At 62.7% G+C, this 25,231-nt stretch carries 22 protein-coding genes and 1 pseudogene; 16 read left to right on the top strand and 7 right to left on the bottom strand.

Translation table 11 applies throughout. The features are described 5' to 3' along the window. Positions 1-16: 16 nt before the first annotated feature. Positions 17-1,606, bottom strand: coding sequence for an ABC transporter substrate-binding protein (locus EIP85_RS19835; RefSeq protein ID WP_127903957.1), 1,590 nt, complete (start codon positions 1,604-1,606; stop codon positions 17-19). A gap of 199 nt (positions 1,607-1,805) precedes the next feature. Between EIP85_RS19835 and EIP85_RS19830 the strand changes: the two genes are divergently transcribed. The 7 genes from EIP85_RS19830 (at position 1,806) to EIP85_RS19800 (ending at position 8,693) form a co-directional block, all read left to right on the top strand. Next, complete coding sequence (locus tag EIP85_RS19830; RefSeq protein ID WP_127903956.1) at positions 1,806-2,795, top strand: GntR family transcriptional regulator; 990 nt, start codon at positions 1,806-1,808, stop codon at positions 2,793-2,795. After that, positions 2,792-3,493, top strand: a complete 702-nt coding sequence (locus EIP85_RS19825) for a creatininase family protein (RefSeq protein ID WP_127903955.1) — start codon at positions 2,792-2,794, stop codon at positions 3,491-3,493. Before EIP85_RS19830 ends, EIP85_RS19825 begins: the two co-directional genes overlap by 4 nt. Further along, positions 3,490-4,524 carry a ketopantoate reductase family protein gene (locus EIP85_RS19820; protein WP_127903954.1) on the top strand — a complete coding sequence of 345 codons (1,035 nt, stop codon included), beginning with the start codon at positions 3,490-3,492 and terminating at the stop codon, positions 4,522-4,524. Before EIP85_RS19825 ends, EIP85_RS19820 begins: the two co-directional genes overlap by 4 nt. Then, complete coding sequence (locus EIP85_RS19815; RefSeq protein WP_127903953.1) at positions 4,521-5,279, top strand: SDR family NAD(P)-dependent oxidoreductase; 759 nt, start codon at positions 4,521-4,523, stop codon at positions 5,277-5,279. Before EIP85_RS19820 ends, EIP85_RS19815 begins: the two co-directional genes overlap by 4 nt. Then, the gene (locus tag EIP85_RS19810) at positions 5,276-6,709 is read left to right on the top strand and encodes a M20/M25/M40 family metallo-hydrolase (RefSeq protein ID WP_127903952.1); all 1,434 of its coding nucleotides are present in this window, start codon (positions 5,276-5,278) and stop codon (positions 6,707-6,709) included. The genes EIP85_RS19815 and EIP85_RS19810 overlap by 4 nt, the downstream gene beginning before the upstream one ends. A 5-nt stretch (positions 6,710-6,714) precedes the next feature. Further along, entirely contained in the window at positions 6,715-7,650 is a 936-nt protein-coding gene (locus EIP85_RS19805; RefSeq protein WP_164871821.1) for a succinylglutamate desuccinylase/aspartoacylase family protein, read from the top strand. Between the two features lie 536 nt (positions 7,651-8,186). Next, complete coding sequence (locus tag EIP85_RS19800; protein ID WP_127903950.1) at positions 8,187-8,693, top strand: hypothetical protein; 507 nt, start codon at positions 8,187-8,189, stop codon at positions 8,691-8,693. A 357-nt stretch (positions 8,694-9,050) separates the two neighbouring features. Here EIP85_RS19800 and EIP85_RS19795 read toward each other — a convergent pair whose 3' ends face one another. Continuing rightward, positions 9,051-9,848: a phytanoyl-CoA dioxygenase family protein gene (locus EIP85_RS19795; protein ID WP_127903949.1), complete on the bottom strand. Its 798-nt coding sequence runs from the start codon at positions 9,846-9,848 to the stop codon at positions 9,051-9,053. 84 nt (positions 9,849-9,932) lie between these two features. Between EIP85_RS19795 and EIP85_RS19790 the strand changes: the two genes are divergently transcribed. Continuing rightward, positions 9,933-10,820, top strand: a complete 888-nt coding sequence (locus tag EIP85_RS19790) for a LysR family transcriptional regulator (protein ID WP_127903948.1) — start codon at positions 9,933-9,935, stop codon at positions 10,818-10,820. Positions 10,821-10,930: 110 nt separating this feature from the next. On the opposite strand, the gene EIP85_RS19785 is transcribed toward EIP85_RS19790, so the two are convergent. The 3 genes from EIP85_RS19785 to EIP85_RS19775 all read right to left on the bottom strand — a co-directional run bounded on the left by EIP85_RS19785 (position 10,931) and on the right by EIP85_RS19775 (position 13,088). Continuing rightward, on the bottom strand, positions 10,931-11,200 hold the full coding sequence (locus EIP85_RS19785) for a hypothetical protein (RefSeq protein ID WP_127903947.1): 270 nt from the start codon (positions 11,198-11,200) through the stop codon (positions 10,931-10,933). 685 nt (positions 11,201-11,885) lie between these two features. Further along, positions 11,886-12,734, bottom strand: coding sequence for an FTR1 family iron permease (locus EIP85_RS19780; protein ID WP_127903946.1), 849 nt, complete (start codon positions 12,732-12,734; stop codon positions 11,886-11,888). 27 nt (positions 12,735-12,761) lie between these two features. Continuing rightward, complete coding sequence (locus EIP85_RS19775) at positions 12,762-13,088, bottom strand: cupredoxin domain-containing protein (protein WP_206615600.1); 327 nt, start codon at positions 13,086-13,088, stop codon at positions 12,762-12,764. A gap of 357 nt (positions 13,089-13,445) precedes the next feature. Between EIP85_RS19775 and EIP85_RS19770 the strand changes: the two genes are divergently transcribed. The 3 genes from EIP85_RS19770 (at position 13,446) to EIP85_RS19760 (ending at position 17,628) form a co-directional block, all read left to right on the top strand. Further along, complete coding sequence (locus tag EIP85_RS19770; RefSeq protein WP_127903944.1) at positions 13,446-13,916, top strand: (2Fe-2S)-binding protein; 471 nt, start codon at positions 13,446-13,448, stop codon at positions 13,914-13,916. Further along, positions 13,913-16,171 carry a xanthine dehydrogenase family protein molybdopterin-binding subunit gene (locus tag EIP85_RS19765; protein WP_241560110.1) on the top strand — a complete coding sequence of 753 codons (2,259 nt, stop codon included), beginning with the start codon at positions 13,913-13,915 and terminating at the stop codon, positions 16,169-16,171. Before EIP85_RS19770 ends, EIP85_RS19765 begins: the two co-directional genes overlap by 4 nt. A gap of 107 nt (positions 16,172-16,278) precedes the next feature. Next, positions 16,279-17,628 (top strand): cytochrome c, encoded by a 1,350-nt coding sequence (locus EIP85_RS19760; protein ID WP_127903943.1) that lies wholly within the window; start codon positions 16,279-16,281, stop codon positions 17,626-17,628. A 130-nt stretch (positions 17,629-17,758) separates the two neighbouring features. Here the strand turns inward: EIP85_RS19760 and EIP85_RS19755 are convergent, their stop codons facing one another. Together EIP85_RS19755 and EIP85_RS23515 are read right to left on the bottom strand one after the other, a co-directional pair. Next, positions 17,759-18,514, bottom strand: coding sequence for a FadR/GntR family transcriptional regulator (locus EIP85_RS19755; protein ID WP_241560109.1), 756 nt, complete (start codon positions 18,512-18,514; stop codon positions 17,759-17,761). 42 nt (positions 18,515-18,556) lie between these two features. Continuing rightward, positions 18,557-18,679 (bottom strand): annotated as a pseudogene (locus EIP85_RS23515) (LacI family DNA-binding transcriptional regulator); the annotation flags it as partial. A gap of 297 nt (positions 18,680-18,976) precedes the next feature. Between EIP85_RS23515 and EIP85_RS19750 the strand changes: the two are divergent. From EIP85_RS19750 to EIP85_RS19730, 5 genes are all read left to right on the top strand, one after another. Continuing rightward, positions 18,977-20,023 (top strand): sugar-binding protein, encoded by a 1,047-nt coding sequence (locus EIP85_RS19750; protein ID WP_241560108.1) that lies wholly within the window; start codon positions 18,977-18,979, stop codon positions 20,021-20,023. 107 nt (positions 20,024-20,130) lie between these two features. Then, entirely contained in the window at positions 20,131-21,681 is a 1,551-nt protein-coding gene (locus EIP85_RS19745; RefSeq protein WP_127903941.1) for a sugar ABC transporter ATP-binding protein, read from the top strand. Next, positions 21,678-22,685: an ABC transporter permease gene (locus tag EIP85_RS19740; protein ID WP_127903940.1), complete on the top strand. Its 1,008-nt coding sequence runs from the start codon at positions 21,678-21,680 to the stop codon at positions 22,683-22,685. The genes EIP85_RS19745 and EIP85_RS19740 overlap by 4 nt, the downstream gene beginning before the upstream one ends. Continuing rightward, positions 22,682-24,424: an L-arabinonate dehydratase gene (gene araD, locus EIP85_RS19735; RefSeq protein ID WP_127903939.1), complete on the top strand. Its 1,743-nt coding sequence runs from the start codon at positions 22,682-22,684 to the stop codon at positions 24,422-24,424. The genes EIP85_RS19740 and araD overlap by 4 nt, the downstream gene beginning before the upstream one ends. Positions 24,425-24,463: 39 nt before the next feature. Continuing rightward, positions 24,464-25,204 carry an ATP-binding cassette domain-containing protein gene (locus EIP85_RS19730; protein ID WP_127903938.1) on the top strand — a complete coding sequence of 247 codons (741 nt, stop codon included), beginning with the start codon at positions 24,464-24,466 and terminating at the stop codon, positions 25,202-25,204. The last annotated feature ends 27 nt before the right edge of the window (positions 25,205-25,231 follow it).

Below are 25,231 nucleotides of genomic sequence, written 5' to 3'. Positions count from 1 at the left end.
CTGCCCGATCAGCCTGTCAGTTGGAGGTCTTCTTCGACACCCAGGCCCCGCGGAAAATGTTGTTGCCCAGCGGGATCTGCACGAAACCGTGGACATCCTTGCGCAGCGCCACTGGATAGGGCGTCTGGTACAGAGAAACGGTCGGCCCGGTCGTGTTGAAGATCTGCTGGATCTTTGCGTATTCCTCCTTGCGCTTGGCCGCGTCCATCTGAGATTGGGACTGCACAAAGAGCTTGTCGACCGTGTCGTTCTTCCAGCCGGTATGGAGTGACTGGATCGTCGGCGAATAGGCGAAATAGGATGTGATCTCGCTCGGGTCAGCGATGTCATCGGTCCATGCTGACAGCCGCATCGAGAAATCGCCCTTGCGGTATTCATCCGTGCGCGTCGCGTTGTCGACCTGTTGAAGCTGTAGCTTCACGCCGATCTGCCCCCACATCTGCTGCAGCATGGTGGCGATCGAAAGCTCGTCCTGATTGCCGGCCAGAACCAGCAGCGAGGTCGAGAACCCCTTGCCGTAGCCCGCCTTCGCCATCAGCGCCTTCGCCTTGGCGAGATCATAGGGGTAAAGCTCTCCCTTGCCCGCGTGCAGTGGCGTGGCCGAGGACATGAACGAGGACATGGGCGAGCCCACACCATGCGTAACGATCTGGATGATCGCCTTCTTGTTTGTGGCGTAGTTCAGCGCCTGCCGCACCTCAGGATTCGACAGCGGGTTGGCTTTGCCAGCCACATCCTTGCGCACGTTCATCGTCACGTATTCGACCCGAGTGGAGGGGTAGAGTTCCATGTTGATGCCTGAAGCTTTCTTGAGCTCCTGCACACGGGCGTAGGGGATGAACTCCGCCCCGTCCAGCGCGCCGGACTGCAACTGAAGGATCCGGGTCGCATCGTCCGGGATGACCTTGAAGACAACCGAGTTGAGGTAGGGCAGCGCCTTTCCGTCCGAACCCTTGGCCCAATAATAAGGGTTGCGCACCAGCGTCATAGACTGGCCATGTACCCAGCTTTTTAGCACGAAGGGGCCAGACCCGATCGGGTCCTTGGCGAATTCGCGGGCCTTTGCCTCGTCCGTATTGCCGGGCTCAGCCTCGAATTCCTTCTCCGGCATGACCGCGGTGTTGAACACGGTCAGCGCATGCAGAATGGCTGGGTCAGGATGCTTGAGCATGATCTTGACGCCGTCGCTCCCATCCGGAACCACCTTGTCGATCGACGAGATCAGGAAGTTCCAGATGCCGTTCTTAGGGTTGGCGGCGCGCTCCAGCGACCAGATGACATCCTCGGGGGTGATGTCGCGGCCGTTGGAGAACTTCGCTCCTTTACGCAGCTGAAGCGTCACGGACATGCCGTCTGCCGACACATCCCATTTCGTGGCAATCCCGGCCTGGACCCCCTGCCCGTTGTCGGTCGGCAAAAGCAGCGTGTCGTAAAGGTTGGACAGCACCCAGATGTCCACGTTCGCATCGTTGAGAACGGGGTCGAGGAACAGGCTGTCCGCATAGCGCCCATAAACAAGGGTCCCGCCCCGCTCGACGGCGAGAGCTGGTTGCGCGGCGCTCAGCATCAGCGCTGCCGCGAACGCGCCGGCCAAAGTCTTCTTCATCTCGCACCTTCCTGTTGACGTTGTCATTGGTTAAAGTGTTATAGCACAGATTAGGCTTTCATATCGTACTAAGGCATGTCAATAAAATAATCAGAAAATCCAAGGGGGGGCCGCACAACATGATTACTGGTTGGGCAGAAACGCCTTGCCGCGAAGCATAAGCTGTTCTATTCTAATATAACACTTTTGATGGTGATGCATGGACTTCTCAATCGACCGCGCCTCGGGCACGCCAGTCTGGCGGCAGATAAAGGGAACGATCGAATACGCCATCGCCTGCGGCGAGCTTGCCATCGGCGAATGCCTCCCCTCGGTCCGCGAACTGGCCGAGGATCTGGCCGTGGCGCCCATGACGATCAACCAGGCCTATGCCGAACTCAAGCGCGAGGGGCTAGTGGAGGCGCGGGCTGGCTCTGGCACCTACGTTACTGACAGCGTGAAGGCGCAGATGGCGATGCGCCCGGAAATCGACAACTTGCATTGGGAAATCGACCGCATCCTTGACTACGGCGAAAGCATCGGGGTGCAGGCGACAGAACTGGCGGCTCTGCTGTCGCAACGCGTGGCCCTGCGCAATAGCGTCGGGCGCCAGGCCAGCATCGTCATCGTCGGCCTGTTCGCCGAGGCGACTGGGCGCTACGCCCGGCAGGTTGAACAGCAACTGGGCGAGATCGCCTCTGTGCGCCCGATGACGATGGATGCGATCCAGAAGGAGCCCGCGACCAAGGCGGCCGCGGGCGGCGCTGACCTCATCATCACCTTCTCCAACCTGCGCACGGATGTCGCGACTATGTTTCCGGCCACTAAGGTCGTCGCTCTACGCTTCATCCCGTCGGAAGAAACACGGCTTCGGCTGGCCTCCCTGAGCCCTATGGCGCGGGTGGCGGTTGCGTCGAAATTCATCGACTTCCTGCCGATCATCCGGTCGGGCGTGCAACGCTTCGCGCCTCACGTGCGCGATATTGTGGCGCTGAACGAAGATGACCCGGCCGCCCCCGAACTTCTGGCGGACCGCGACGTCATCGTCTTCGCAACCGGGGCGGATGCCGTCACCCGATCCGCACGAGAAGGCGCGCAATTCATCGAATACAGCCACATCCCCGACCCCGGCGACGTGGACCGTTTTGTCCGGCCCTTTGTCAATAAGGCCGGTGTATCGAAACCGACGAGGAGGAAGACGGAGCCATGAAGATAACCGACATGAACTGGCAGATGGTCGAGGATTACCTCGAGCGCGACGACCGCGCGATCCTGCCACTGGGCAGCACCGAACAACATGCCGGCCTGTCGCTGTCGGTCGATTCAATCCTGTCGGAAAAGGTGGCGGCCGATGCTGCCGAACAGCTTGGCGTGCCGGTCTTCCCTGTAGTGGCTTATGGGCTTACGCCCTATTTCCTTGGCTATCCGGGCTCGATCAGCCTGCGCGTGGACACCTATACCCGGATCGTGCGGGACATCCTTAACTGTATGGCCGCCCAGGGGTTTCGGCGCATCCTGATCGTGAATGGGCATGGCGGCAATCAACCGGCCGGGGCGCTGGCCATCGAATGGATGGCTGAGAATCCGGGCGTCGCCGTGAAGTTCCACAACTGGTGGAACGCCCCCAAGACCTTTGCTCGCGTCCAGGAGATCGACACTGTCGCCTCGCACGCGTCTTGGATGGAAAACTTCCCCTGGACGCGCCTGCCGGGCGTGGAACTGCCAACCCAGCAAAAGCCGATGATCGACCTTGGCCGGATGCGTGTGATGGACCCGAAGGGTGTGCGCGCCTACCTCGGTGATGGAAATTTCGGCGGCTACTACCAGCGCTCGGATGAAGAGATGCAGTCGATCTGGGATGTCGCGGTCGAAGAGACGCGCGCGCTGCTCGAGGGGCCATGGGCATGAACGACACCACCCTGATCTGGGGCGCCGGCGCCATCGGCGGGTCGCTTGGCGCGGCTTTCCTGCGCGCTGGCCAGAAGGTCGTCTTCGTGGACCGCGCGGCCGACCATGTGGAGGCGATCCGGGCAAAGGGCCTCCGGATCGAGGGGCCGATCTTTGAAGACACAGTGACCGCCGCGGCCTGCCTGCCGGAGGAACTGACGGGCACCTTTCGCAATGTCTACCTTTGCGTGAAGGCCCAGCATACGGCCGAGGCGATCCGTTCCCTTGCCCCCTTCATCGCCGCGGACGGGCATGTCGTTTCCGCCCAAAACGGCCTGAACGAGAAGGTTATCGCTGCCGAGATCGGCGCGGACCGCACCATCGGCTGTTTCGTGAATTTCGGCGCAGACTACCTGGAACCCGGCGTCGTGCACTACAGCGGCCGTGGCGCAGTGGTAGTGGGCGAACTGGACGGAAGCACCAGCCCGCGTGTGCAGGCGATCTGGAAACAGCTGAAGACGTTCGAACCGAACGCCGTTCTGACCGATAACATCTGGGGCTACCTTTGGGGCAAGCTGATCTACGGCGCGCTGCTGTTCGGAACGGCCGTGACCAACGACAGCATCGCCGATGTGCTTGACGATCCGCAAAGCAGGCCTGTCCTGACCGCGCTTGCGCTTGAGGTTGGCCGCATCGCCGCGGCCGAAGGCGTCGCGCTGCAGGGCTTCGACGGGTTTGAGCCGACAGCCTTCACGCCCACAGCCACGGCGTCGGAAACGACGCGGTCCTTCGACCTGATGGTCGCGCACAATCGCCGGTCGCTGAAGTCGCATTCCGGGATCTGGCGCGACCTCGCCGTGCGGAAGCGTCCGACCGAGGTCGATGCGCAGCTTGGCCCGATCGTCGAGGCGGGTACACGCCGGGGGCTGCCCTGCCAGATCACGGCGCGTCTCATCGAACTGATCCACGAGATCGAACGGGCGGAACGCCCACTGTCCAGCACCAACATTGAAGAGCTGGCAGGCACGGCTGCACGGGAGATCGAGGCATGAACATCCGCTTCGACGGGTGCACCGTCATCGTCACCGGCGCAGCACACGGGTTCGGCCGCGCCATCGCGCTGGCCTTCGCCTCCCGCGGCGCAAAGGTTCACGCCTGCGATGTCGTTGCCGACGAACTCGCCGAGACGGAACGCCTTTGCGGCGCCTCCACCACCGCTCACACCCTTGACGTGACCGACCGCGACGCGGTGCAGCGCCTTGTCGCCGGGATCGTGGAGGTGGACGGCGCAGTCGATGTCCTCGTCAACAACGCAGGCGGCGTTTGCGGACAGGCAGGACGCCCGATCGAGGAGATCAGCCAGAAGGACTGGCAGGTCATCTTCGACGTGAACCTGAGCGGCGCCTTCTACATGACGCAGGCCGTGGCACCCGGCATGAAGGCCAAAGGCAAGGGACGCGTCGTCAACATTTCTTCGGGCGCGGGCCTCGGGATCAGCCTGACCGGGATCCAGGCCTATGCAAGCGCCAAGGCGGGCCAGATCGGCCTGACCCGGCAACTGGCCCACGAGCTTGGCCCATGGGGCATCACGGTCAACAACGTGGCGCCGGGCTTCGTCCGCTCAAACCCCACGACCGAACGACAATGGGACGCCATGGGCCCCGATGGACAGAAGCGCGTGCTGGAAGGTATCGCCCTGAAGCGGCTTGGCGATCCGGACGACATTTCTAATGCCGTGCTGTTCTTCGCCTCCGAACAGGCGGGCTGGATTTCCGGTCAGATCCTGAGCGTGGACGGGGGCAAATGACCGAAGTCGAAACGGCGCTTCTGGCGGATGAGCCCGCCATCCTGTCCGACCTGATGGATTATTGCCGGATCGCCTCGGTCAGTACCGATCCTGCCTATGCGCCCGAGATTGCCCGCGCGGCAGATTTCGTTGCCGCGCAGCTGCGCGGGGCCGGCTTCCAGACGGTCGAACGGATAGAAACCGGTGGCCATCCGGCGGTCTACGCAGAGCGCTGCGACGTGCCGGGTGCGCCCACGGTTCTGGTCTACGGACACTACGACGTGCAGCCCCCCGACCCGTTGGAGGCCTGGCAGTCGCCCCCGTTCGATCCGACCCTGCGCGACGGCCGGCTCTATGCGCGCGGCGTGTCGGACGACAAGGGCCCGTTGCTGATCGCTATCAAGGCCGCGGCGGCCTTCACCCGCGTGCGCGGCAGCCTGCCGTTGAACATGAAATTCCTAATCGAAGGCGAGGAGGAATCCGGTAGCCCACATTTTGCCCAGACTGTCGCGCGCCTAAGCGAGCGTCTGTCCTGCGATCTCGTGCTTTCGGCCGACGGCGCAATGTGGCGGGCCGACCTGCCATCCGTGATGGTCGCGGGCCGCGGCCTTGTAGCTTTTGAGGTGCGGCTGACCGGCGCCGGAAAGGATCTGCATTCCGGCCGTCACGGCGGAAGTGCCCCGAACCCGATACGAGTGCTGACACGTATGCTTGCAGCCCTCCACGATGATGTAGGCCGTGTCATTGTCCCGGGCTTTTCCGACGGGACCGCTGTGCCCGATCCCGCCATCCTCAATGCGATCCGTCATGCAAACTTCGACCCCGCGGCCTATTTTGTCTCGATTGGCGCGGAGTTGCCTGACCCCCTGCCCGACGCCGAGACTCTTCTGCGCCGTCAATGGCTGGAGCCGACGCTGGAGTTCAATGGTATCTCCGGCGGCTACGCCGGCGCCGGCACCAAGACTGTCATCCCCACCGACGCAAGCGTGAAGATCACCTGCCGCCTCGTCGCCGGACAGACGCCCGACAGCGCGGCCCGGGCGCTGGAGGCAGAGTTACGCCGCCTTACGCCCACCGGGTACCGGCTGGAATTCACTCGTCACGGGCCGGGTAGCGCAGCCTTCGCGTTGGACCCGGCCGATCCCGCGCTTGCCCTTGCCGAAGAGGTTCTGGGCAAAGTTCTGGGTGCACCGCCGCTACGGGTCGCCATGGGGGCGACGATCCCCATTCCCGACGTGTTTCGTCGCGCGCTGGGGGTGGGAACGGTGTTCTTCTCCTTTTCGACGGCAGACGAGGACTACCACGCACCGAACGAGTTCTTCCGGTTATCCAGTCTGCGCCAGGGCCTCGTTGCCTGGGTAAGGCTGCTGGACCGTCTGGGAGGCATGGCCCCGGAAGACATACGTGCAGTGGCCTCGCAAGGCGCAGTCCGCAAAACCAGCAGAGAATGAATATGATGGCGCTACCGAATCTGAAGACTGGCTCAGCACGCAAACTTCAGGGCCATTTGAAACCCGACCATGACCTCGAAATACCCTATACATTGATCGAAGGCACTCGGCCCGGCCCGGTTCTCGTCATTACCGCCGGCGTTCACGGGTCAGAGTTCTGTTCGATAGAAGCCGCTACGCGCATGACGACGATGCAGCCCGAAGAGTTGGAGGGGACTCTTCTGGTGCTGCCGATCCTCAACGTAAATGGCTTTTGGAAACGTAGCATTTACGTGATGCCGGAGGATGGACAGAACTTAAACCGAGTCTTTCCCGGCCGGCCGGACGGTAGTGCGAGCGAAAGACTCGCGAACTGGCTTGTCACTTGCGTCTATCCGCTGGCGGATGCCTATCTGGACCTGCACGGAGGGGACCTTGACGAGTCCCTTTCACCTTTTGTGATCTATCCGCATGGCTGTGCCGCATCCCTCGCGCTTGCACGGGCCTTTGGCCTGCCTACGATCATTGCCTCCGGGAGTCCGGGCCACACGGTTTCGGCTGCGCGTCAGCTGGGCGTGCCAAGTATCCTGCCGGAGGTCAGCGGCAATGGCCTGTGGGACGATGACAAGGTGACTCGTATCACCGACGGGATTGCTCGAGTTATGGCGCATCTTGGAATGATCCGCACGGCCCCCGCCAATGGGGAAGCTGTACCGCGTCTTGTTACCATGTCCGTTCCGGTCGCCCCTTGCAGAGGCCTTTGGTATTGCTTCAAGGAACCGGATGATCCCGTTGCTAAAGGAGAGCCGCTAGGCGAAATTCGTTCCATCTTTGGCGAGGTACTTGCGCAGGTTAACGCCGGGCAGGATGGTCTGTTGCTCTATCGTCTTACGAGCTTGTCGGTGAACGAGGGCGAAGCGCTTCTCGGCATCGGTGAAGAGCTCGCCCTGACTGATGCATAATGAGATGATACCGTTTTCGCGCAGATAAGAGCTCTGCAAGACCGCGGTGGACCGCCTTAGGGCACGTCGGATATCATCCGCCAGGGCACGTCCCTGGCGTGTCTGTCCGTTCTCCCAATTCGCGCACTTGGCACCTGACAGAAGTGCGTCAGTAGGGTTCGCGCCGCCCCGTCCAAAGACTTGCGACATGTGGCCGCCGGCCCTACCGCCACACCTAATTCAGTCGCCTGTCTGAACAGCAACAAAGATCACAGCTCACCCGTTCAATTCGAACGTCATCTCAAATGATCCTTATATGGTGTTCCGTAGATCGTGGCTCGCCGCCAGGCCGATGCAACGACGCCGAATTGGGCGGTGAATGGCCAGGACTGGGTGCCACGTGGACCCTAATCTTATCCCCTTTTATCTCCTTTCAAATGCGTTGGCCCGAAGCGTGGTTGCTTTGGGGTTTGCATCGGCAAACGACTATTGGTCTGGGCGCTCACTTTCCTTGAAAGAGTTTCATACAGTCTAAGAAAATTCGGAAATTTCGAATCGTGTTTTTCTACTATAAGGTGCGTGAAGTTGGGGATTTGGGAAGTCAGGAAGTGATACGCATTGATCAGTTTGGAAATTCAGCTGTGATTATGGTTGCCGCATGGGATCCATTTAATCTTCATTCGTTCCATGAACGCGTCTCTGAATGGGCCAAGCAGAATCTAACTGAAAATTGTGTTAGAATGGCCGCCTATCTGGACCTGCGGGGCGTCAGCGTATCAAAGCTTGCCGAGAGCGACTTGCGGAGATTCATAATGCAGCGGAGCGCTGTAGCCGACGCAACTCGTGATATTCCAATTGCAGTCCACGTCAACAACTTGGCAGCGTATGGTGTTGTGCGCATGTTCGGCATCTTGGCCGAGTTATCTGGCCTCCGGAAGGAGAGTAGCATATTTCCGACTTTATCTCAGGATGAAGCCGCCGCTTGGATGGCCCCACTCGTAGGATCGGACGATCCGGAACAACTGGGGCGATGGCTGTCGTCTAATTTGGAGAGGTCGCTATAAACTATTTAAAATCAATTGGATAGGTGGAGGAGTCGGAGAGCCGGTGATTTCGGTGCACTCGCTCTGGAAATCCAAATTGAATGGGGCCGCGTTTCGTAGACACCCTCGTTTCTTGGTTTGCTCTATTGCTCTAGCTCGGCGTTCAGCCGCGTCCCATTGTTCGCATGCTTGGATCTCGGCTCGGAGAACAGCATCAATGCCTCGGTGGCGCTTGGGGCATTGTTCTGTCCAACTCATTTAAGAGCTCAAGTTGAGCAGAACTGCCATTTCGCGGATGCTGGATCGTCGGGTGGGCGCCCGATACTCAGTACTTAGAATGTGGCGGCAGAATGCTTCTGCGGGAGTCAATTCGGGCCGCTAGCGCCGGTACACTACCGGGAACCAATCTTCCCGCAGTCGGTCACCCGCCTTCATTCCATGACCGGGGAACGGCGGCGAAGTTCGGCCCGGTCGCTCTACATAGCGGGCGTCATCTCCCAGAAGGCGCAGGGAAAAGGCGCGTCGGCGTGATGCCGTCTCGTTGCCTCGGGCGCCGTGAAGCGTGCTATAATGAAAAGCGACCGCATCACCGGGCTCCATATTCCATTCGAGGACCTTCATCCCCTCGGCGTCTGGGTCCGGAACCGGCATGTAGGCATCTTCATCGGGATAGAAATTCTCCTCGGACAGCCAGCGCGTTGGAAGAACCGGCTTCTCCCAAAGGTGCGAGCCCGCAACGCATCGTAGCGAGGCTTCGCGCACCGGATCAAGCGGCGACCAGAAACTGATCGTTTGCCGGCCTTCGACGAAATAGTAGGGACCATCCTGGTGCCAGGGCGTCGGCTTGGACGTGCCGGGCTCCTTCACCAGCACATGGTCATGGAACATCTGGACCGTAGCGGATTGCATGAGATCGGCCGCCACCGCCGCCGCGGGAGAGGTGGTGATGACCTCCTTGAACTCCGAGATTCGTTGCCAGTTGCAGTAATCGTCGAAGAAACGGCCGCCTTCACCGGCTTTGAGGTTCTCAGCGGCATATTCGCTTGGCTGAGCCATGTTCCGTTCGATCCCGCTGCGGAGCAGGTCAACATGATCCTTGAACAAGCCGCGAACCAGAACCACGCCATCGCGCTGGAAGCTATCCACATGTTCTGGGGTCAAGAGCGCATGCAACATTTGGGGGTCCCCTTTGGCTTGTTTCCAATGTGCCAAAGCAGATGTTAATTTCAAATAATATATGGATAAGATACATATTAGCACATGCTATATCTTACGCTTAGACAGCTTGAATATGTCGTCGGGGTTGCGGAGGCCGGCAGTCTGACTGTTGCGGCCCGCCAGTTGAATGTTTCGCAGCCCGCCCTCTCGGTCGCTCTCACTCAAGTGGAGACGCATCTCGGGCAAAGGCTCTTCAACCGCCGTCAGGGAGCGTCGATCTCGCCAACCACCTTCGGGCGGTTGTTTCTCGCGGACGCAGCAACGCTCCTGGCTGATGCCGCCCGGCTGGAGGACCCGCGCGCATTTGGGAGCCGACGGGTTGGGCAGGTGACCATCGGGTTTTTCGAAGACTTGGCCCCGCACTACCTTGCGCCTGTGCTCCGGCGATTGCGTCAGTACTTTCCGGATATTGATGTCCAAACCAGGATCGAGTCCTTCGAGGCCCTCACCAAGGGTGTGTTGGCCGGGCAGATCCACCTCGCCTTGACCTACGACCTCGGACTGGACGCAAGCTTCGAACGCCGAACCTGCATCCGGGTCGCGCCTCGCGCGTGGTTTGCGGATGACGACCCTCTGGCGGCTTTCCAGGACGTCTGTCTCGCCGATCTGGCGGAACGCCCGCTCATCCTTGCGGAACAGGGCCTTTCAAGCCAGCACATGCTGCGACTGTTCCGGGCGAAGGGGCTTCTACCTCGGATAAGCCACAGGGCCGCGACGGTGGAAATCTTGCGGAGCCTCGCTGCGAACGGCGAAGGTGTGGGAATCAGCTATACGTCCCCGGCTGGGCTGCTTAGCTACGACGGAACGCCGCTCGGATCTGCACGCATAACAGACCCCGAGGCTGAAGAGCCCATCGTGCTGGCATATGCGGGCGCCCTGCCCGCCCCCCTGCCCGGCATCTGTACGGCCATAGCCGAGGTCGTCTGCTAATTTGATTGATGGGAATACTTGCCACTCGCGATTTCCGTGCTTTGCGTTGGGCCGACGGAGGTCTGCGGCGAGGCGCGAAACTGGCTTGAGACACCTGACGGACGCACGTGTTAGATTTGCTCCAGCGCAAAATCCATGACGAGCTTGTGCGGTCCGACGTCGGCTTGGAAATCGTCAAGCGTCCCGTCAAGTAGCTCCCAGATCGCCCATTTGAGAAGGCCCAGATTGGGGTGGTTGCACTGGCCGTAGCGGACCGTTTCCAATTGTCCGTCAAAGCGGACCTCCTGAACGACCCAATTCAGATCGTCGGAGGCAACCCCACAGATCACGCCGGTAACCGCGTGTTCAATGAATGCAGATCCTACTGCTGCGTAAGCCATAGCGCAGCTCCCCCTGCAGCGCCCTCATCTCATTCCAATAACGGAGTCTATCTTTGCAAATTGCAATAGAAAGGTGGATCCAAAATGCATGTTTGTGATTTGGAGCTGATTGACTGATACGTTCATGAAGCGTTTCGAGGAAGGCGAGCCGCTGGAGCAGCTTCATGAACTTCGCGTAAACCCCTGTTTCATTAGTCTTTCCAGTTGCGGTTCGGCTGGGCGGCAAACGCAACCTACCCAAGCGTATCTAGGTGATTGCCGACCAGATCCCCTGCACGACCTACGCCAAGCCGGTCGTCGGGAGGTGCAAGATACGCGCCCGCGGTCGTCCCGTGCCCTGCGTAACCAGCCTTGGCCCTTGGTCACTTGGCCGTCTGGCCGCCACTAACCTGACCTGCGCTCTATCGTGAGGTGCGGCAAGGCACCGGTTCCTGAGAGATGAGATCTGCGGGGCGCTGAAGGAGTTGGTCCGGCGGCTGTCGGGACGCCCCTTCGCCTGCCGTCCTTCTGGCTGAATGCGGGGCGGTTGCTCTACCGGGGATGAAGCCAGTCCTCCAGAGCACGAGCAACGCTAGACCATTCCTTGCTAGGCTATATCATTCCTGGCTACCCTCAAATGGCCGAACCGTCGAACCAGGCCAAGGTCAACTTGGATCGCGAGGCCTGTCGACGTTTCCGTTGCCGTCTATTCGGCGGCGGACATTTGGGTGCCGCCTCCTCTCTTGGCGCGTTTTTGAAGCCGCAGGATGCCGAGCACCGTCCCCCAGTAAACGATCCAGGCCCCCAGCGTCACCCCATCCGGTGCCGACCGATAGCCTGTCAGTGCCGAAACCAGGCCTCCGAGGCGGGTGCTGTCGTCGAGGATGGCGCCGGTGTTCCAGAGAGGGGCCTGGAACGGCAAGAACCCTGCGGCCACCAGGTCCCCGACGCCGGTGACGAACAGTGCGCAGCCGAGAAGCAACAGCATCACCTCTGACAGCCGGAAGAAGCCACGCCACGGCAGGATGCGCGTCCCGGCCCGCAGGAGGACATAGGTGACAATCGCGGCCCCGATCCCGATCACCACCGACGAAAGGACGCCCGTCAACGCCTCGCCCTGCGCCGCGGCGATGGAGCCGTATAGGAACACGACCGTCTCGCTACCTTCGCGGGCGACCGCAAGCATTGCCAATACGAAGACCGCCCACCAGTGGTTGGCCCCGGCAGCGGCGCTCAGTCCCGTTTCGATGTCGCGCTTCAACGTCCGGCCGTGCGCGCGCATCCAGACGACCATCTGCACGATCAACCCGGCCGCGAGAAAGACCATTGCGGTCAGCATGTCTTGGCGCAGCCCGGCGGACAGCACTTGGGAAAAGCCCAGAATCGTCAGCGCGAAGCCCAGGGCCAAAGCAAGTCCAGCCGCAACACCACCCCACAAATACAGCGTGGCGCGGCGCCCGGCACGCTCGTGGGCCAGCCAGCCGGCAAGGATGCCGATCACCAGAAGCGCCTCGATGCTCTCGCGCCATAGGATGAAGATGATCTGTCCGTTCATGACACCCTCCCACGTAGGGTCTGCAACCTATTTGGCGACGATCTCGCCCCGCCCGGTGGCCAGGTTCTCGTGAAATTCCTCGACGAAGGGATAGTGCCCCGCCGGCAAGGCCCGCAACTCGATCTCGGCACTGGTCCCGGCGGCGATGACCTGTTCGATGTGCAGGCGTTTGCTTTCGAATTCCGCCGGTCCCTTGCCTTCGTTCTTGACGGTCAGCCTGACGGCCTGCCCGGCCGGCACCTCGATGACCTGCGGCGAGATCACGCCGTCCTTGAAGGTCACCACCGGTCCCGTCCCCGCGGCGAAGACGGGATGGGCCATGACGACCACGACCGCCGCAGCAAATTGGAACATCCGGGACATCGTGCGCACCTTATCTGAGGATTCGTTGACACCTCATTACCCGACAAAATCTGTCAGATCAATAAATCCCGACGGAAACACTATGATATGCCTGTGAAGACCGGCGGGATCTGGGCTGCTCTCCGTGCGTGTCAGGAGAAGGGTTCCCGAAGGCCACTCTCCTTGCTCGGCAATGCAGCCCAGGCGTCACCCCGCTCCGAGATGACCGCCCTGCACCAGTGTGCCGAGCCGTCCGACCCAAGCCATGGAAAAAACTTGAAAGGAGCCGTGCCAAATCCCGACCTCGCACTAAGTTGCATCATACAACGACCGGGTTTTCCCGGCGCGATACGTGTGGGAGGGAGTTTCATGCAGCTTTATGTCAACGGCCAGATGGTCGAGGTGAATTCCGATCCGGATACGCCGCTCCTCTGGGTCATCCGGGACGAGCTCGGCATGACCGGCACCAAGTTCGGCTGTGGCCTGGCGCAGTGCGGTGCCTGTTCGGTGATGCTGGACGGCAAGATCGTGCGCTCCTGCGTCACGCCGCTGAGCAGTGTGGGCGATGCCCAGGTCACCACGATCGAGGCGATCGAAGCTGATCCGGTGGGCCAGCGCGTGGTCGAGAAATGGATCGCCCACCAGGTGCCGCAATGCGGTTACTGCCAGTCGGGTCAGGTCATGGCCGCGACGGCACTGCTCAAGGAGAACGCCAAACCCTCTCGTGATGAGATCGCCGCCGCGATGGTCAATCTCTGCCGCTGCGGCACCTATAACGTGATTAACGACGCCATGCTCGACCTCGCCGGTCTCGGCGCCAACAAGGGAGAGACGCTGTGAACGATCACGATCCGACCCCGGCATGCGATCTCGCAGGCGACAGCCCGCAGAACCTCTCCCGCCGTCGCTTCCTGCAAACCTCTGCCGGCGTCGCTACAGGCGCGCTGGTCATCGGCATGGGCATCCCTCTGCAGCCCGCCCGCGCTGCGGGCGCCGCGCAGATGGCGCCGGGAACCAACGTCCCGGCATTCCTCGAGATCCGGCCTGACAACCGCGTCCGCTTCCTGAGCCCGTTCAACGAGGGCGGCCAGGGCATCTTCACCGGCATGGCGCAGATCGTCGGCGAGGAACTCGACGCCGATCCCGAAAGCTTCATCGTCGAGAACGCCCCGGCGGGGCATGACTACCTCGTCGTCTTCGGCAAGATGCGGATCACCGGCGGCAGCTTCTCCACCCGGTCGAGCTACACCACAATGCGCAAGCTCGGGGCGCTGGCCCGCAACATGCTGCTGCAGGCCGCCGCAACCCGGATGAATGCGCCGATCGGGGAACTCACGACCGAGCCCGGTCACGTGATCCACAAGTCCACCGGACAGAAGATCGCCTATGGTGATCTTGCCAAGGACGCGCTGGACCTGCCAGTGCCCGATCCGAAGAGCGTGACGCTGAAGGACCCGAAGGACTTCCGCTGGATCCGGCAGCCGCTGAAGCGGCTCGACGTGCCGGAAAAATCGACCGGCAAAGCGATCTACGCGATGGACTGCAAGGTCGAAGGCATGCTGCATGCCGCCGTCCAGCACGCCCCGCGGCTTGGGCTGAAACCCGGCGTCGTTCGCAACCTCGACGAAGTGAAGGCGATGAAAGGCGTCCACTCGGTCCACAAGCTCGACGGCGCCGTCGCCGTGGTGGCTGAACGCTTCTGGGTCGCCAAGCTGGGCGCGGATGCGCTGCAGGTCGACTGGCAAGAGCCGAGCGCGGCCGAGAAGGCAAAGATCCGCTACATGCCGGCCGATTTCTCGACTGAGGCCTTCACCCGCCAGCTCATGGAGACCAAGGGTGACGGCAAGGAGGCGGAAACCCATGGCGACCTAAAGAGCGCCTTCGCCTCGGCCGGAAAGACGGTCTCGGCCACTTACCATAGCCAGTACGTCCACCATGCCCAGCTCGAGCCCGCCTCTACGCTCGCCCGGTTCAATGCCGATGGCACGCTCGACATATGGCTGCCAAACCAGGCGCCGGAGCAGTTCCAGGCCCAGATTGCGAAGACCGCGGGGCTGAAGCTGGAGCAGGTGAACATTCATTCGCCAATCCTCGGCGGCTTCTTCGGGCGACACTTCCTCTATCCGGGCGCCAACCCTTACCCGCAGGCCGTCGCGCTCTCCAAGGCCACGGGTCGCCCGGTGAAGGTGATCTGGACGCGTGAGCAGGAGTTCCTGCGCGACCCGCTGCGCCCGATGGCTGCCGTCCGCTTTCGCGGCGCCCTCGACGCCAGCGGAATGCCGGTGGCGATCGAAGCCATCAGTGCTTGCGAAGGCCCAGCAGAATCCCTCAATGGCCACAACCCGAACAAGGTCGACTCCAACGCGGTCGAGGGGCTGACGGGGAAGGCCTACGCCATCCCCAACCGTCGCATCGCGCAGGTCTACGTGAAGAACCCGACCTCGCTGGCCTATTGGCGCTCGGTCGGCCATTCGATGAACGACTTCCTCTACGAAGGCTTCCTCGACGAGATGGCCGATGCCGGCGGCAAGGATCCCTATGCCCTGCGCCTGAAGCTCTTGGAGGGGAACGACCGCCTCACCACGCTTCTGAAGGCCGTGGGCGAGCTGTCTGGCGGCTGGAAGCGCGGGCCGTTCACCGCGCCCGATGGCAGCCGCCGCGCGCGCGGCGTCGCCATGGCCTCGCCTTTCGGAAGCGAGGCGGCTGCGATTGCGGAAGTTTCGCTCAACGCTGCCGGTAAGGTCGTAGTCCACGATGTCTGGGAAGCGATCGACCCAGGCAGCATCGTGAACCCAGGGATCATCAAGCTGCAGGCGATGTCAGCGGCGACACTCGGCGTCTCGCAGGTGCTGATGGAGCAGGTCGTCTATAAAAACGGCGAGCCGGAGGCCCGCAACTACGACCTCTACCCGATCCTGCCGCCGGACCGCGCGCCGCGTATTCACGTCAAGGTGGTGGAAAGCGGGGCGCAGATGGGCGGGATCGGCGAGCCACCGCTGCCGGCCGTGCCCGCCGCCATCGCCAATGCGGTCTCTACGTTGACAGGCAAGCGGGTGCGCTCGATGCCGCTCGACAAGCTGTCCCTCGCGACCTGACGGCGTCACTTGCGGGCATGGCCGGCCTCACGGCCATGCCGCTGGTCCTCGACCCGGCGGGCGTCCCCGTCCGCCGGAGTGGCGCCCTCCCATAGCCGGAGCTTCCTTTGAAAAAGATCCTGTTCACCCTCATCGCGATCGTCCTTGTCGTGGCCGCTGGGCTGTCCTGGTATGTCACGCGCAAGCCCGCCTCTCCCTTCGACGCCGTCGCGGCCGTTGCCACGCCCTCACCCGATCTGATTGCGAAGGGCAAATACATAGCCCGCGCCGCCGATTGCGTCGCCTGCCACAGCGTACCCGGTGGCAAACCCTTTGCAGGCGGGCTGAAGATGGGCACGCCACTCGGGGCGATCTACACCACGAACATCACGCCCGATCCGAAGACCGGGATCGGCAAATACACACTGGCCGACTTCGACCGCGCGGTGCGCCACGGCGTGGCGGCCAATGGGCATCGGCTTTATCCGGCAATGCCCTATCCGTCCTATTCGAAGATGAGCGATGCGGATGTGCGGGCGCTCTACGCTTATTTCACGCACGAGGTGGCGCCGGCCGCGGTGGCAGACAAGCCTTCGGAAATCCCCTCGCCCTGGAATATCCGTTGGCCCATCGCCCTCTGGAACCTCGTCTTCGCCCCCGACACGCCTTATCAGCCGGTGAAGACGCAGGACGCCGAATGGAACCGCGGGGCCTACCTCGTTCAGGGGCCGGGCCATTGCGGCAGCTGCCACACCCCGCGCGGAGCCGCCTTCAATGAGAAGGCGATGGACCAGGGCGGCAAGCTCTATCTCTCCGGGGCGCTGCTGGACGGCTGGTACGCGCCGAGCTTGCGGAACGATCCGAACACCGGGATCGGCCGCTGGCGCGAAGCGGATATCTATGCCTTCCTGAAGAACGGCCGGAACGGGCACGGGGTTGTCTTCGGCTCCATGCTGGATGCCTACAACAACTCTACCCAGTTTCTGACCGACGCCGACCTGCATGCGATCGCGCATTACCTGAAGTCGCTTCCGGGCGATCCTGCGCGGGATGGCAAGCCTTGGGCCTACAGCGCCACGGCCGTGGCGGATCTCGCGCCCGCCAAGCGTAGCTCGGTGCCAGGAGCTCAGACCTTCGCGGCCAAGTGTAGCTTCTGCCACCAGCCCGACGGCAAGGGGCAGAGCCCGTGGATCCCCGCGTTGGCGGGGTCGACCTCGTCGCTGGTCCCGGATGCCGCCTCGCAGATCAACATCGTGCTGAACGGCTCCGGCCGGGTGATGGCGAATGGGATGCCGGACTCCTACCGGATGCCACCTTACCGGGCGCAGCTGTCGGACAAGCAGGTGGCGCAGGTCCTCAGCTTCGTGCGCAGTGCCTGGGGGAACCGTGGCGGGCCGGTCACGGCGAAGGCCGTGGCCGATTTGCGCAAGAAGACCGACCCGGCGAGCCCGCAGGTGATCGTGCTGCAGATGCGCTAGGGCGCGGCTTCGAATGGTATGAGCCCGGCGGGTTTGAGGCCTGCCGGCTCAGGCTCGATGCGTCCATATCAGCCTGGTGGTAATGCCCAAGATCGGGCGCAAAAACCTTCACAGGCCGCGACCACGACCGCTAGCGGCGCACCGACCGGTTGATACCCTCGTTGATGACGTTCCGCATCGCCTCTCGGGCCGCGTCGCTGTCGCCGACGGAGATCGCCTCCGCGATGGCTCGGTGCGCCATGGCTGAGTGCTGTGATCCACCAGGGTCGTCGCCGGGCCAACTTCGCCGCAAGGAGGCCGTCAGCGAGACTTCGATCAACGCGCTGATCGCACTCAGGAAGGGATTCCCAGAGCCCGCAGAGACAGCAAGGTGAAACTCCAGGTCCGCCCGGGCGAAAGCCTCTGCGACAATTCCTCGTGCGGCCATTCTCTCGGTCAGCCGGAACAGGTGGTCGACGTCGAAATCAGCGTGCCGCCGGGCCGCCAGGGCGGCCGCCTCGGGTTCGAGGATCAGCCGCATCTCGCCTAGATGGCGCATGAACTCCTTCCCGAGACCCGCATCGGCCTGCCAGATCAGCACGTCGGGGTCGAAGATGTGCCATTGGGACCTCTGCCGAACCTTGGTCCCCACCCCAGGCTTCGCCTCCAGCAGCCCCTTTCCGGTCAGGACGCGTACGGCCTCGCGCAGGACTGTGCGGGATACGCCGAAGCGGGAGCTGAGGTCGAGGTCCGGTGGCAGCGTCCGGTCCTCGGGGTACCGGCCCGACAGGATGTCGATTGCGATCGCGCGCGCCACCTTGTCGGTGTAGGAAATGGCGGCGGCGCGCGCCGTAGTTGACCGCGGCTTGGTGCCCTGGCCGGTTCGGTCCTGACGCCCCGCTCGCACTGCGCCCTGTTTCGGCTTTTCTGATCTTGCCGAATAACCGAGCGCAACTGCGGCCTCCGCAACGCGTCTGCGAGTCTCTTCCGGAATCGAATGACCGGGGACGTTATTCAGAACGAACGACACCGTTGTTTGTGAACATCCGGCGGCCGCGGCAATGTCATTCATTGTCGGCGCCTGGCTTCGCTTTCGTCCCATTTCAGTCTCCCCTCCCCGTCCATACACCACTTAATATTAGTAATCCGAATAGCTCGCGCTCCGGTAATCGGAATTGGCATCGCTTGCACGTCGTCATCTTAAGCAACTGATAAATATCAATAGTTTATTTATACTGAAAACGGAATTTATCCAAAATCATACTGAATTCTAGCCTGTTGACTCGTCTCAATCCAGAAACTTAGTGTGACTAGTGTGGGACAAGGGGCGAATGGGAAGTACAACTTCCGGCGTGTCTTACCCGAACCCATGCGCAAGGTTTTGCGCTTGTTGTGGAATTGGTCGAAGGGAGAGAGCGGCCGGGGAGGCCTGCTCCAAGGGAGGATAAATATGAAATTCACTACCAGAATCGCCGCTTCGGCGGCGGCCGGTCTCGTATTGGCTTCTGTTGCGCAGACACCGGCAATGGCCGCGTCAAAACCGATGCTGGTTTTCGTCACCAACGGCTCTTCCGATTTCTGGAAGGCGGCCGCCGCGGGCGTGAAGGCCGCGCAGAAGGAACTGCCGAATTTCGACATGTCACTGCAGTATCCTGACCAGGCCACATCGGCTGCGCAGCAACAGCTCCTCGACAACCTCGTCACCGCCGGTGCCAAGGGGATCATGATGTCCACCATCGATCCCAACACGGCGACGGGGATGCTGAACAAGATCGCGAGCGAGACGGACCTCTTCACCACCGACAGCGACGCACCGAAGTCGAACCGGATCGCCTATATCGGCTCGTCGAACGTGCTCGCCGGCAAACAGGCGGCCGAGATTGCCAAGAAGGCGATGCCGAACGGCGGCACCTGCATGGGCTTCGTCGGCCTGCCCGGCGCCGCCAACTCCCAGGAGCGCATTGAGGGCTTCAAGGAGGGGATCAAAGGCACCAAGATCAAGCTGATCGACGTGCGCGGCGACAACATGGACCAGACGGCGGCGAAGAAGAACGTGGCCGACACGCTGGTTGCCGACCCGAACGTCAACTGCCTCGTCGGGATCTATTCCTACAACACGCCGGAAATCTATGCGGCGCTGAAGGATGCGGGTGAACTCGGCAAGATCACCGTGGTCGGCTTTGACGGCGATCCGGTCACCCTCGGCGGCATCAAGCAAGGCGTGATCGCAGGCACCGTGGTGCAGCAGCCGTACCAATGGGCCTACCAGGGCATGAAGCTGATGGCAAAATACGTCAAAGGCGACAAGTCCGGCGTGCCCGCCAATCACCTGATCATCATCCCGACCAAGATCATCAACAAGGCCAATGTTGATGCCTACGCGGCGCAACAAGAAAAGATGATGAAGGGCTCCTGACGGACCTCGGAGGGCCGCGCAGCGCGCGACCCGACCCATTGAATGGCTGCGCCGGAGGCGAAAGCCCGCCGGCGCAGCCTGCCCCTTTCCGCCTGAGCAGGATGACCATGCCTGATAGACCGATCGCGCCGAGCCGGCCTGCCGAGCCGTTCCTGACGCTCGCCGACATTCGCAAGACCTACCCCGGCGTCGTCGCGCTGAGCCGCTTCTCGATGACCGTCGCCCCCGGCGAGGTCATCGGACTCGTTGGCGAAAACGGCGCGGGCAAATCGACCCTGATGAAGGTCCTCGGCGGGATTGTTGCGCCCGACAGCGGCACGATCACGATCGACGGGGTGCCGCACGAGGCGCTCGACGTGGCCGAGAGCATCGGCGCCGGCATCGCCTTCGTGCATCAGGAACTGAACCTCTTCGACAATCTGGATGTCGCCGCCAATGTCTTCATCGGCCGCGAGCCGCGGAAGGCCGGCTGGCTGAACCTCGTAGACACAGATAAAATGCGGGCGATGGTCGCCCCACTTCTAGAGCGGATTGGCGCGAATTTCCGGCCCGATACGCCGCTCTCCTCCCTCTCGCTCGCGCAACGGCAGATGGTGGAGATCGCCAAGGCGCTTTCGATGAAGGCCCGGCTCGTGATCCTGGACGAGCCGACCTCGAGCCTTCCGATCGCCGAAACAGAGAAGCTGCTCGATATCATTGCAGGGCTTCGGGCCGACGGCATTTCGGTGATCTTCATCTCCCACCGCCTGCACGAGATTGAGCGGGCAGCGGATCGTGTCGTGGCGCTGCGTGACGGGGCGCTGGCCGGAACGCTCGCGCGGGAGGAGATCACCCACGACGCCATGGTCAAGCTGATGATCGGACGCGACCTGAAGGCCCAGGTGCGGGCGAGCTCGGTGCGGGCTGGGAAGGTCATCCTGCGCGCCCGCGGGGTGCAGACCAATGCCCATCCGGGCAAGCCCGTCGATCTGGATATGCATCGGGGCGAGATCCTTGGGCTTGCCGGCCTGGTCGGAGCCGGGCGCACTGAGCTCGCCTGCACCTTCTTCGGCGTCGACCCTATGCTGGCGGGGGTCCTCGAATTCGACGGCACGCCGCTCGCGCTCGGCTCGGCTGCCGATGCGGTGGCGCGCGGCATCTTCCTGGTGCCTGAGGACCGCAAGTCGACCGGCCTCCTGCTCGACATGTCCATCGCAGAGAACGTCTCGTTGCCAGATCTGCGATCCTACTCCCGCCGGATGATCGTGTCGCGCCAGCGTGAAACGGCGGCCGCCGCGCGCCAGCAGGCCGAACTCGACATCCGCGCGGCGCGGCTCTCGGTCGCGGCCAAGACGCTTTCGGGAGGCAACCAGCAAAAAGTCGTGCTGGCCAAGTGGCTCTCCATGAAGCCGCGCGTGATGATTTTCGACGAACCGACCCGCGGTATCGATGTCGGCGCCAAGGCCGAGATCTACAGACTGATGCGGCGGCTCGCTGATGCAGGTGTGGCAGTTCTGATGATCTCCTCGGACATGGAGGAGGTCATCGGCGTCTCCGACCGCATCGCAGTGATGCACGAGGGCGCAATCACCGGCGTCTTGGCGCCGGAAGAGTTCAGCGAGGAGAACATCCTGCTCCTCGCCGTGGGTCGAAACCTAACCGCCAGAGCGATAGCATGAACAAGAAAGACCTTGGCCTTCTCCTCCTGATCCTCGCTGTGGGCGCCGTCGTCGCGGTTCTCAACCCGCGCTTCCTCCTACCGATCAACATCTCCAACACCTCGAACCTCGTAGGCCTCTTCGGGCTCTCGGCGCTCGGGCAGGCTTTCGTGATCATCACCGGCGGCATCGAGCTTTCGGTGGGGTCGATGATGGCGCTGATCGGTGTGCTCTTCGTCGATTTTGTCGCGACCGAGGGTCTGCCCTGGCCGGTGGCGGTGGTCCTGATGCTGGCCCTTGGCGTGCTGATCGGTCTTGCCCATGGCTACCTGATCACCAAGGTGAAGCTGCAGCCCTTCGTGGTCACGCTCTGCGGCCTTCTCATCTATCGCGGGATCGCCCGGTTCTACACGCATGACGCAACCGCGGGCTTCGGTTTCAACCAGAACTTTCCGGTGCTCCAGGGGATCACGACCGGCAAGCTCTGGGGTATTCCCGCCTCGGTCATCGCGTTGGCGATCGTGGGCACGATCATGTGGATCGTGCTCCACCGATCGACCTTCGGGCGATACCTCTACGCGGTAGGAAAGAACGAGGAGGCGGCGCGCTACTCCGGCATCAAGACCGATCGCGTGATCGTCTGGGCCTATGTCATCTGCCAGATCCTCAACACGATCTCGGCGCTCTATTTTGCGATGTATACCCGTTCGATCGCGCCGGCCTCGCACGGCAACTTCTACGAGCTCTACGCCATCGCTGCGGCAGTGCTCGGTGGGTTCTCGCTGCTGGGCGGCGAGGGTTCGCTGGTTGGTGTGATCCTTGGTGTTGTGCTGCTTCAGGAGCTGCAGAACCTCGTGAACCTGCTTGGCATTCCCTCCTCGCTCAACTTCGCGGTGATGGGCGGGGTGATCCTGATCGGGGTCACGCTGGACCAGCAATGGGGCCGCTTCCGCGAGAAGCGCAACGGCGCCCGGGCCGCGCGCGACGCGACCGTCGGGCGCCCGGCGGCGGAGAGTGCGCAATGAGTTTCGTTCCCGCATCCTGGCCGCGGCAGCTGCGCTCGCAGGAGTGGTATGGCGGAACCGCGAAGGACAATATCTATTACCGCAGCTGGATGAAGAACCAGGGCCTGCCGGCCGATCTCTTCGACGGTCGCCCGGTTATCGGTATCTGCAACACCTGGTCGAACCTGACGCCCTGCAATGCCCATCTGAGGGATCTGGCGGAGCGGGTGAAACACGGCATCTACGAGGCGGGCGGTCTCCCGGTAGAGTTCCCGGTCTTCTCGACCGGGGAGAGCTCGCTCCGACCCACCGCGATGATGTTCCGCAACCTCGCCGCGATGGATGTCGAGGAGGCGCTGCGCGGCAATCCGGTCGACGGTGTCGTCCTGATGGCGGGCTGCGACAAGACCACTCCCGCCCTGATGATGGGGGCGGCCAGCGTCGATCTGCCCGCGATCGTCGTCTCCGGTGGGCCGATGCTGAACGGCTGGTTCCGCGGCGAACGGGTCGGCTCCGGCACGGCGCTCTGGCAGATGTCGGAGGCGGTGAAGGCCGGCACGATGACGGAGGCCGACTTTCTCGACGCCGAGGCGGCGATGAGCCGCTCGCCCGGTTCCTGCAACACGATGGGCACGGCCTCGACCATGGCCTCCATGGCCGAGGCGCTCGGCATGGCGCTTTCCGGCAATGCGGCGATCCCGGCAGTGGACGCGCGACGCCGGATGATCGCCCAGGTGACGGGGCGGCGGATCGTGCAGATGGTGAAGGACGACCTGAAGCCCTCCGATGTGCTGACACGGCAGGCCTTCGAGAACGCGATCCGGGTCAACGGCGCGATCGGCGGATCGACCAATGCGGTTATCCATCTTCTTGCGCTTGCCGGCCGGGTTGGAGCACAGCTGACGCTGGACGACTGGGACGAGCTCGGCCGGGACATCCCAACAATCGTCAATCTCATGCCCTCGGGCAAATACCTGATGGAGGAGTTTTTCTATGCCGGCGGGCTGCCGGTGGTGATCCGCGCCCTCGGCGAGGCCGGGCATCTCCACCGCGAGGCGCTGACCGTCTCCGGCGGCCCGATCTGGGACGAGGTGAAGGAGGTCCGGAACTGGAACGAGGACGTCATCCGCCCGCTCGACAAGGCATTGACTAGCCATGGCGGCATCGTCGTTCTGCGCGGCAATCTCGCGCCGCGCGGCGCAGTGCTCAAGCCTTCCGCGGCAAGCCCGCATCTGATGGTCCATCGCGGCCGTGCCGTCGTGTTCGAGGATATCGACGACTACAAGGCCAGGATCGCCGACGAGAGCCTCGAGATCGATGAGACATGCGTGATGGTCCTGAAGAACTGCGGCCCGCGCGGCTACCCCGGCATGGCCGAGGTCGGCAACATGGGGCTGCCGCCGAAGGTGCTCCGCAAGGGGATCACGGACATGGTGCGGATCTCCGACGCGCGGATGTCGGGCACCGCCTACGGCACGGTCGTCCTTCACGCCGCGCCCGAGGCCGCGCGGGGCGGGCCCCTGGCGATCGTCCGGACCGGCGATTTCATCGAGCTCGACGTGCCGAACCGACGGCTGCATCTCGATATCTCCGACATGGAGTTGAACGCGCGCCTGGAGAGCTGGTCCCCGAATGTCGAGCGACCCTCGGGGGGTTGGGCGCAGCTTTACCACGATCACGTCGAGGGTGCCGAGGCCGGCGCCGACATGGATTTTCTCAAAGGAAGCCGCGGCAAGGCCGTAGGGCGGCACAGCCACTGAGGGCGAAGTGGGCACGTAAGGGTAAGGGAAGAGACGGGAATGAGCCTTCTGGAACTGAACGGCGTCTCCAAGCATTTCGGCGCGATCCGCGCCCTGACGGATGTCACGCTGCATATGGAACCGGGTGAAGTGCTGGGGCTGATGGGCGACAATGGCGCCGGCAAGTCGACCCTGGTGAAGATCATCGCGGGCAACTTCCCACCCTCGCATGGCGAACTGCGCATCAACGGCGAGGAAGTCCATTTCCACAAGCCGATCGACGCCCGCGCCAAGGGGATTGAGGTGGTCTACCAGGACCTCGCACTCTGCGACAACCTCACGGCGGCGGCCAATGTCTTTCTCGGGCGGGAGCCGCGCTTCGGAGTCTGGCCCTTCCGTTTCCTTGATCACAAGGAGATGTATCGCCGCTCCGCCACGCTTTTCAAGGAACTGAAATCGGAGACCCGGCCGCGCGACCTCGTCCGCCAGATGTCGGGCGGGCAGCGGCAGGCGGTGGCCATCGCGCGCACCCGCCTCGCCGAGGCGCGGCTGGTGCTGATGGACGAGCCGACGGCGGCAATCTCCGTCCGGCAGGTAGCAGAGGTGCTGGATCTGATCCGCCGCCTATCCGATCAGGGGATCGCGGTGATCCTGATCAGCCACCGCATGCCGGACGTCTTCACGGTGGCCGACCGCGTGGTGGTCATGCGACGGGGCAGCAAGGTCGCCGACAAGCCCACCGCCAACTCCTCTCCAGAGGAGGTCACCGGCCTCATCACCGGTGCGATCGAGGCGGCCTGAGCCATGCGGGATGACAGCAGCAAGACC

Origin of the sequence: Solirhodobacter olei (genome assembly GCF_004010155.1) — a bacterium.
Taxonomy (GTDB): domain Bacteria; phylum Pseudomonadota; class Alphaproteobacteria; order Rhodobacterales; family Rhodobacteraceae; genus Solirhodobacter; species Solirhodobacter olei.
The sequence above is the reverse complement of the archived record's forward strand: the minus strand, read 5'-3'. Positions and strand labels throughout refer to the sequence as shown.

Bases quoted from the DNA above. Each gene is read 5' to 3' on its own strand.
- EIP85_RS19815 (WP_127903953.1), top strand. From the start codon at position 4,521: ATGAACATCCGCTTCGACGGGTGCACCGTCATCGTCACCGGCGCAGCA.
- EIP85_RS19770 (WP_127903944.1), top strand. From the start codon at position 13,446: ATGCAGCTTTATGTCAACGGCCAGATGGTCGAGGTGAATTCCGATCCG.
- EIP85_RS19825 (WP_127903955.1), top strand. From the start codon at position 2,792: ATGAAGATAACCGACATGAACTGGCAGATGGTCGAGGATTACCTCGAG.
- araD (WP_127903939.1), top strand. From the start codon at position 22,682: ATGAGTTTCGTTCCCGCATCCTGGCCGCGGCAGCTGCGCTCGCAGGAG.
- EIP85_RS19745 (WP_127903941.1), top strand. From the start codon at position 20,131: ATGCCTGATAGACCGATCGCGCCGAGCCGGCCTGCCGAGCCGTTCCTG.
- EIP85_RS19775 (WP_206615600.1), bottom strand. From the start codon at position 13,088: ATGTTCCAATTTGCTGCGGCGGTCGTGGTCGTCATGGCCCATCCCGTC.
- EIP85_RS19810 (WP_127903952.1), top strand. From the start codon at position 5,276: ATGACCGAAGTCGAAACGGCGCTTCTGGCGGATGAGCCCGCCATCCTG.
- EIP85_RS19830 (WP_127903956.1), top strand. From the start codon at position 1,806: ATGGACTTCTCAATCGACCGCGCCTCGGGCACGCCAGTCTGGCGGCAG.
- EIP85_RS19795 (WP_127903949.1), bottom strand. From the start codon at position 9,848: ATGTTGCATGCGCTCTTGACCCCAGAACATGTGGATAGCTTCCAGCGC.
- EIP85_RS19785 (WP_127903947.1), bottom strand. From the start codon at position 11,200: ATGGCTTACGCAGCAGTAGGATCTGCATTCATTGAACACGCGGTTACC.
- EIP85_RS19740 (WP_127903940.1), top strand. From the start codon at position 21,678: ATGAACAAGAAAGACCTTGGCCTTCTCCTCCTGATCCTCGCTGTGGGC.
- EIP85_RS19820 (WP_127903954.1), top strand. From the start codon at position 3,490: ATGAACGACACCACCCTGATCTGGGGCGCCGGCGCCATCGGCGGGTCG.
- EIP85_RS19780 (WP_127903946.1), bottom strand. From the start codon at position 12,734: ATGAACGGACAGATCATCTTCATCCTATGGCGCGAGAGCATCGAGGCG.
- EIP85_RS19730 (WP_127903938.1), top strand. From the start codon at position 24,464: ATGAGCCTTCTGGAACTGAACGGCGTCTCCAAGCATTTCGGCGCGATC.
- EIP85_RS19750 (WP_241560108.1), top strand. From the start codon at position 18,977: ATGCGCAAGGTTTTGCGCTTGTTGTGGAATTGGTCGAAGGGAGAGAGC.
- EIP85_RS19805 (WP_164871821.1), top strand. From the start codon at position 6,715: ATGGCGCTACCGAATCTGAAGACTGGCTCAGCACGCAAACTTCAGGGC.
- EIP85_RS19790 (WP_127903948.1), top strand. From the start codon at position 9,933: ATGCTATATCTTACGCTTAGACAGCTTGAATATGTCGTCGGGGTTGCG.
- EIP85_RS19835 (WP_127903957.1), bottom strand. From the start codon at position 1,606: ATGAAGAAGACTTTGGCCGGCGCGTTCGCGGCAGCGCTGATGCTGAGC.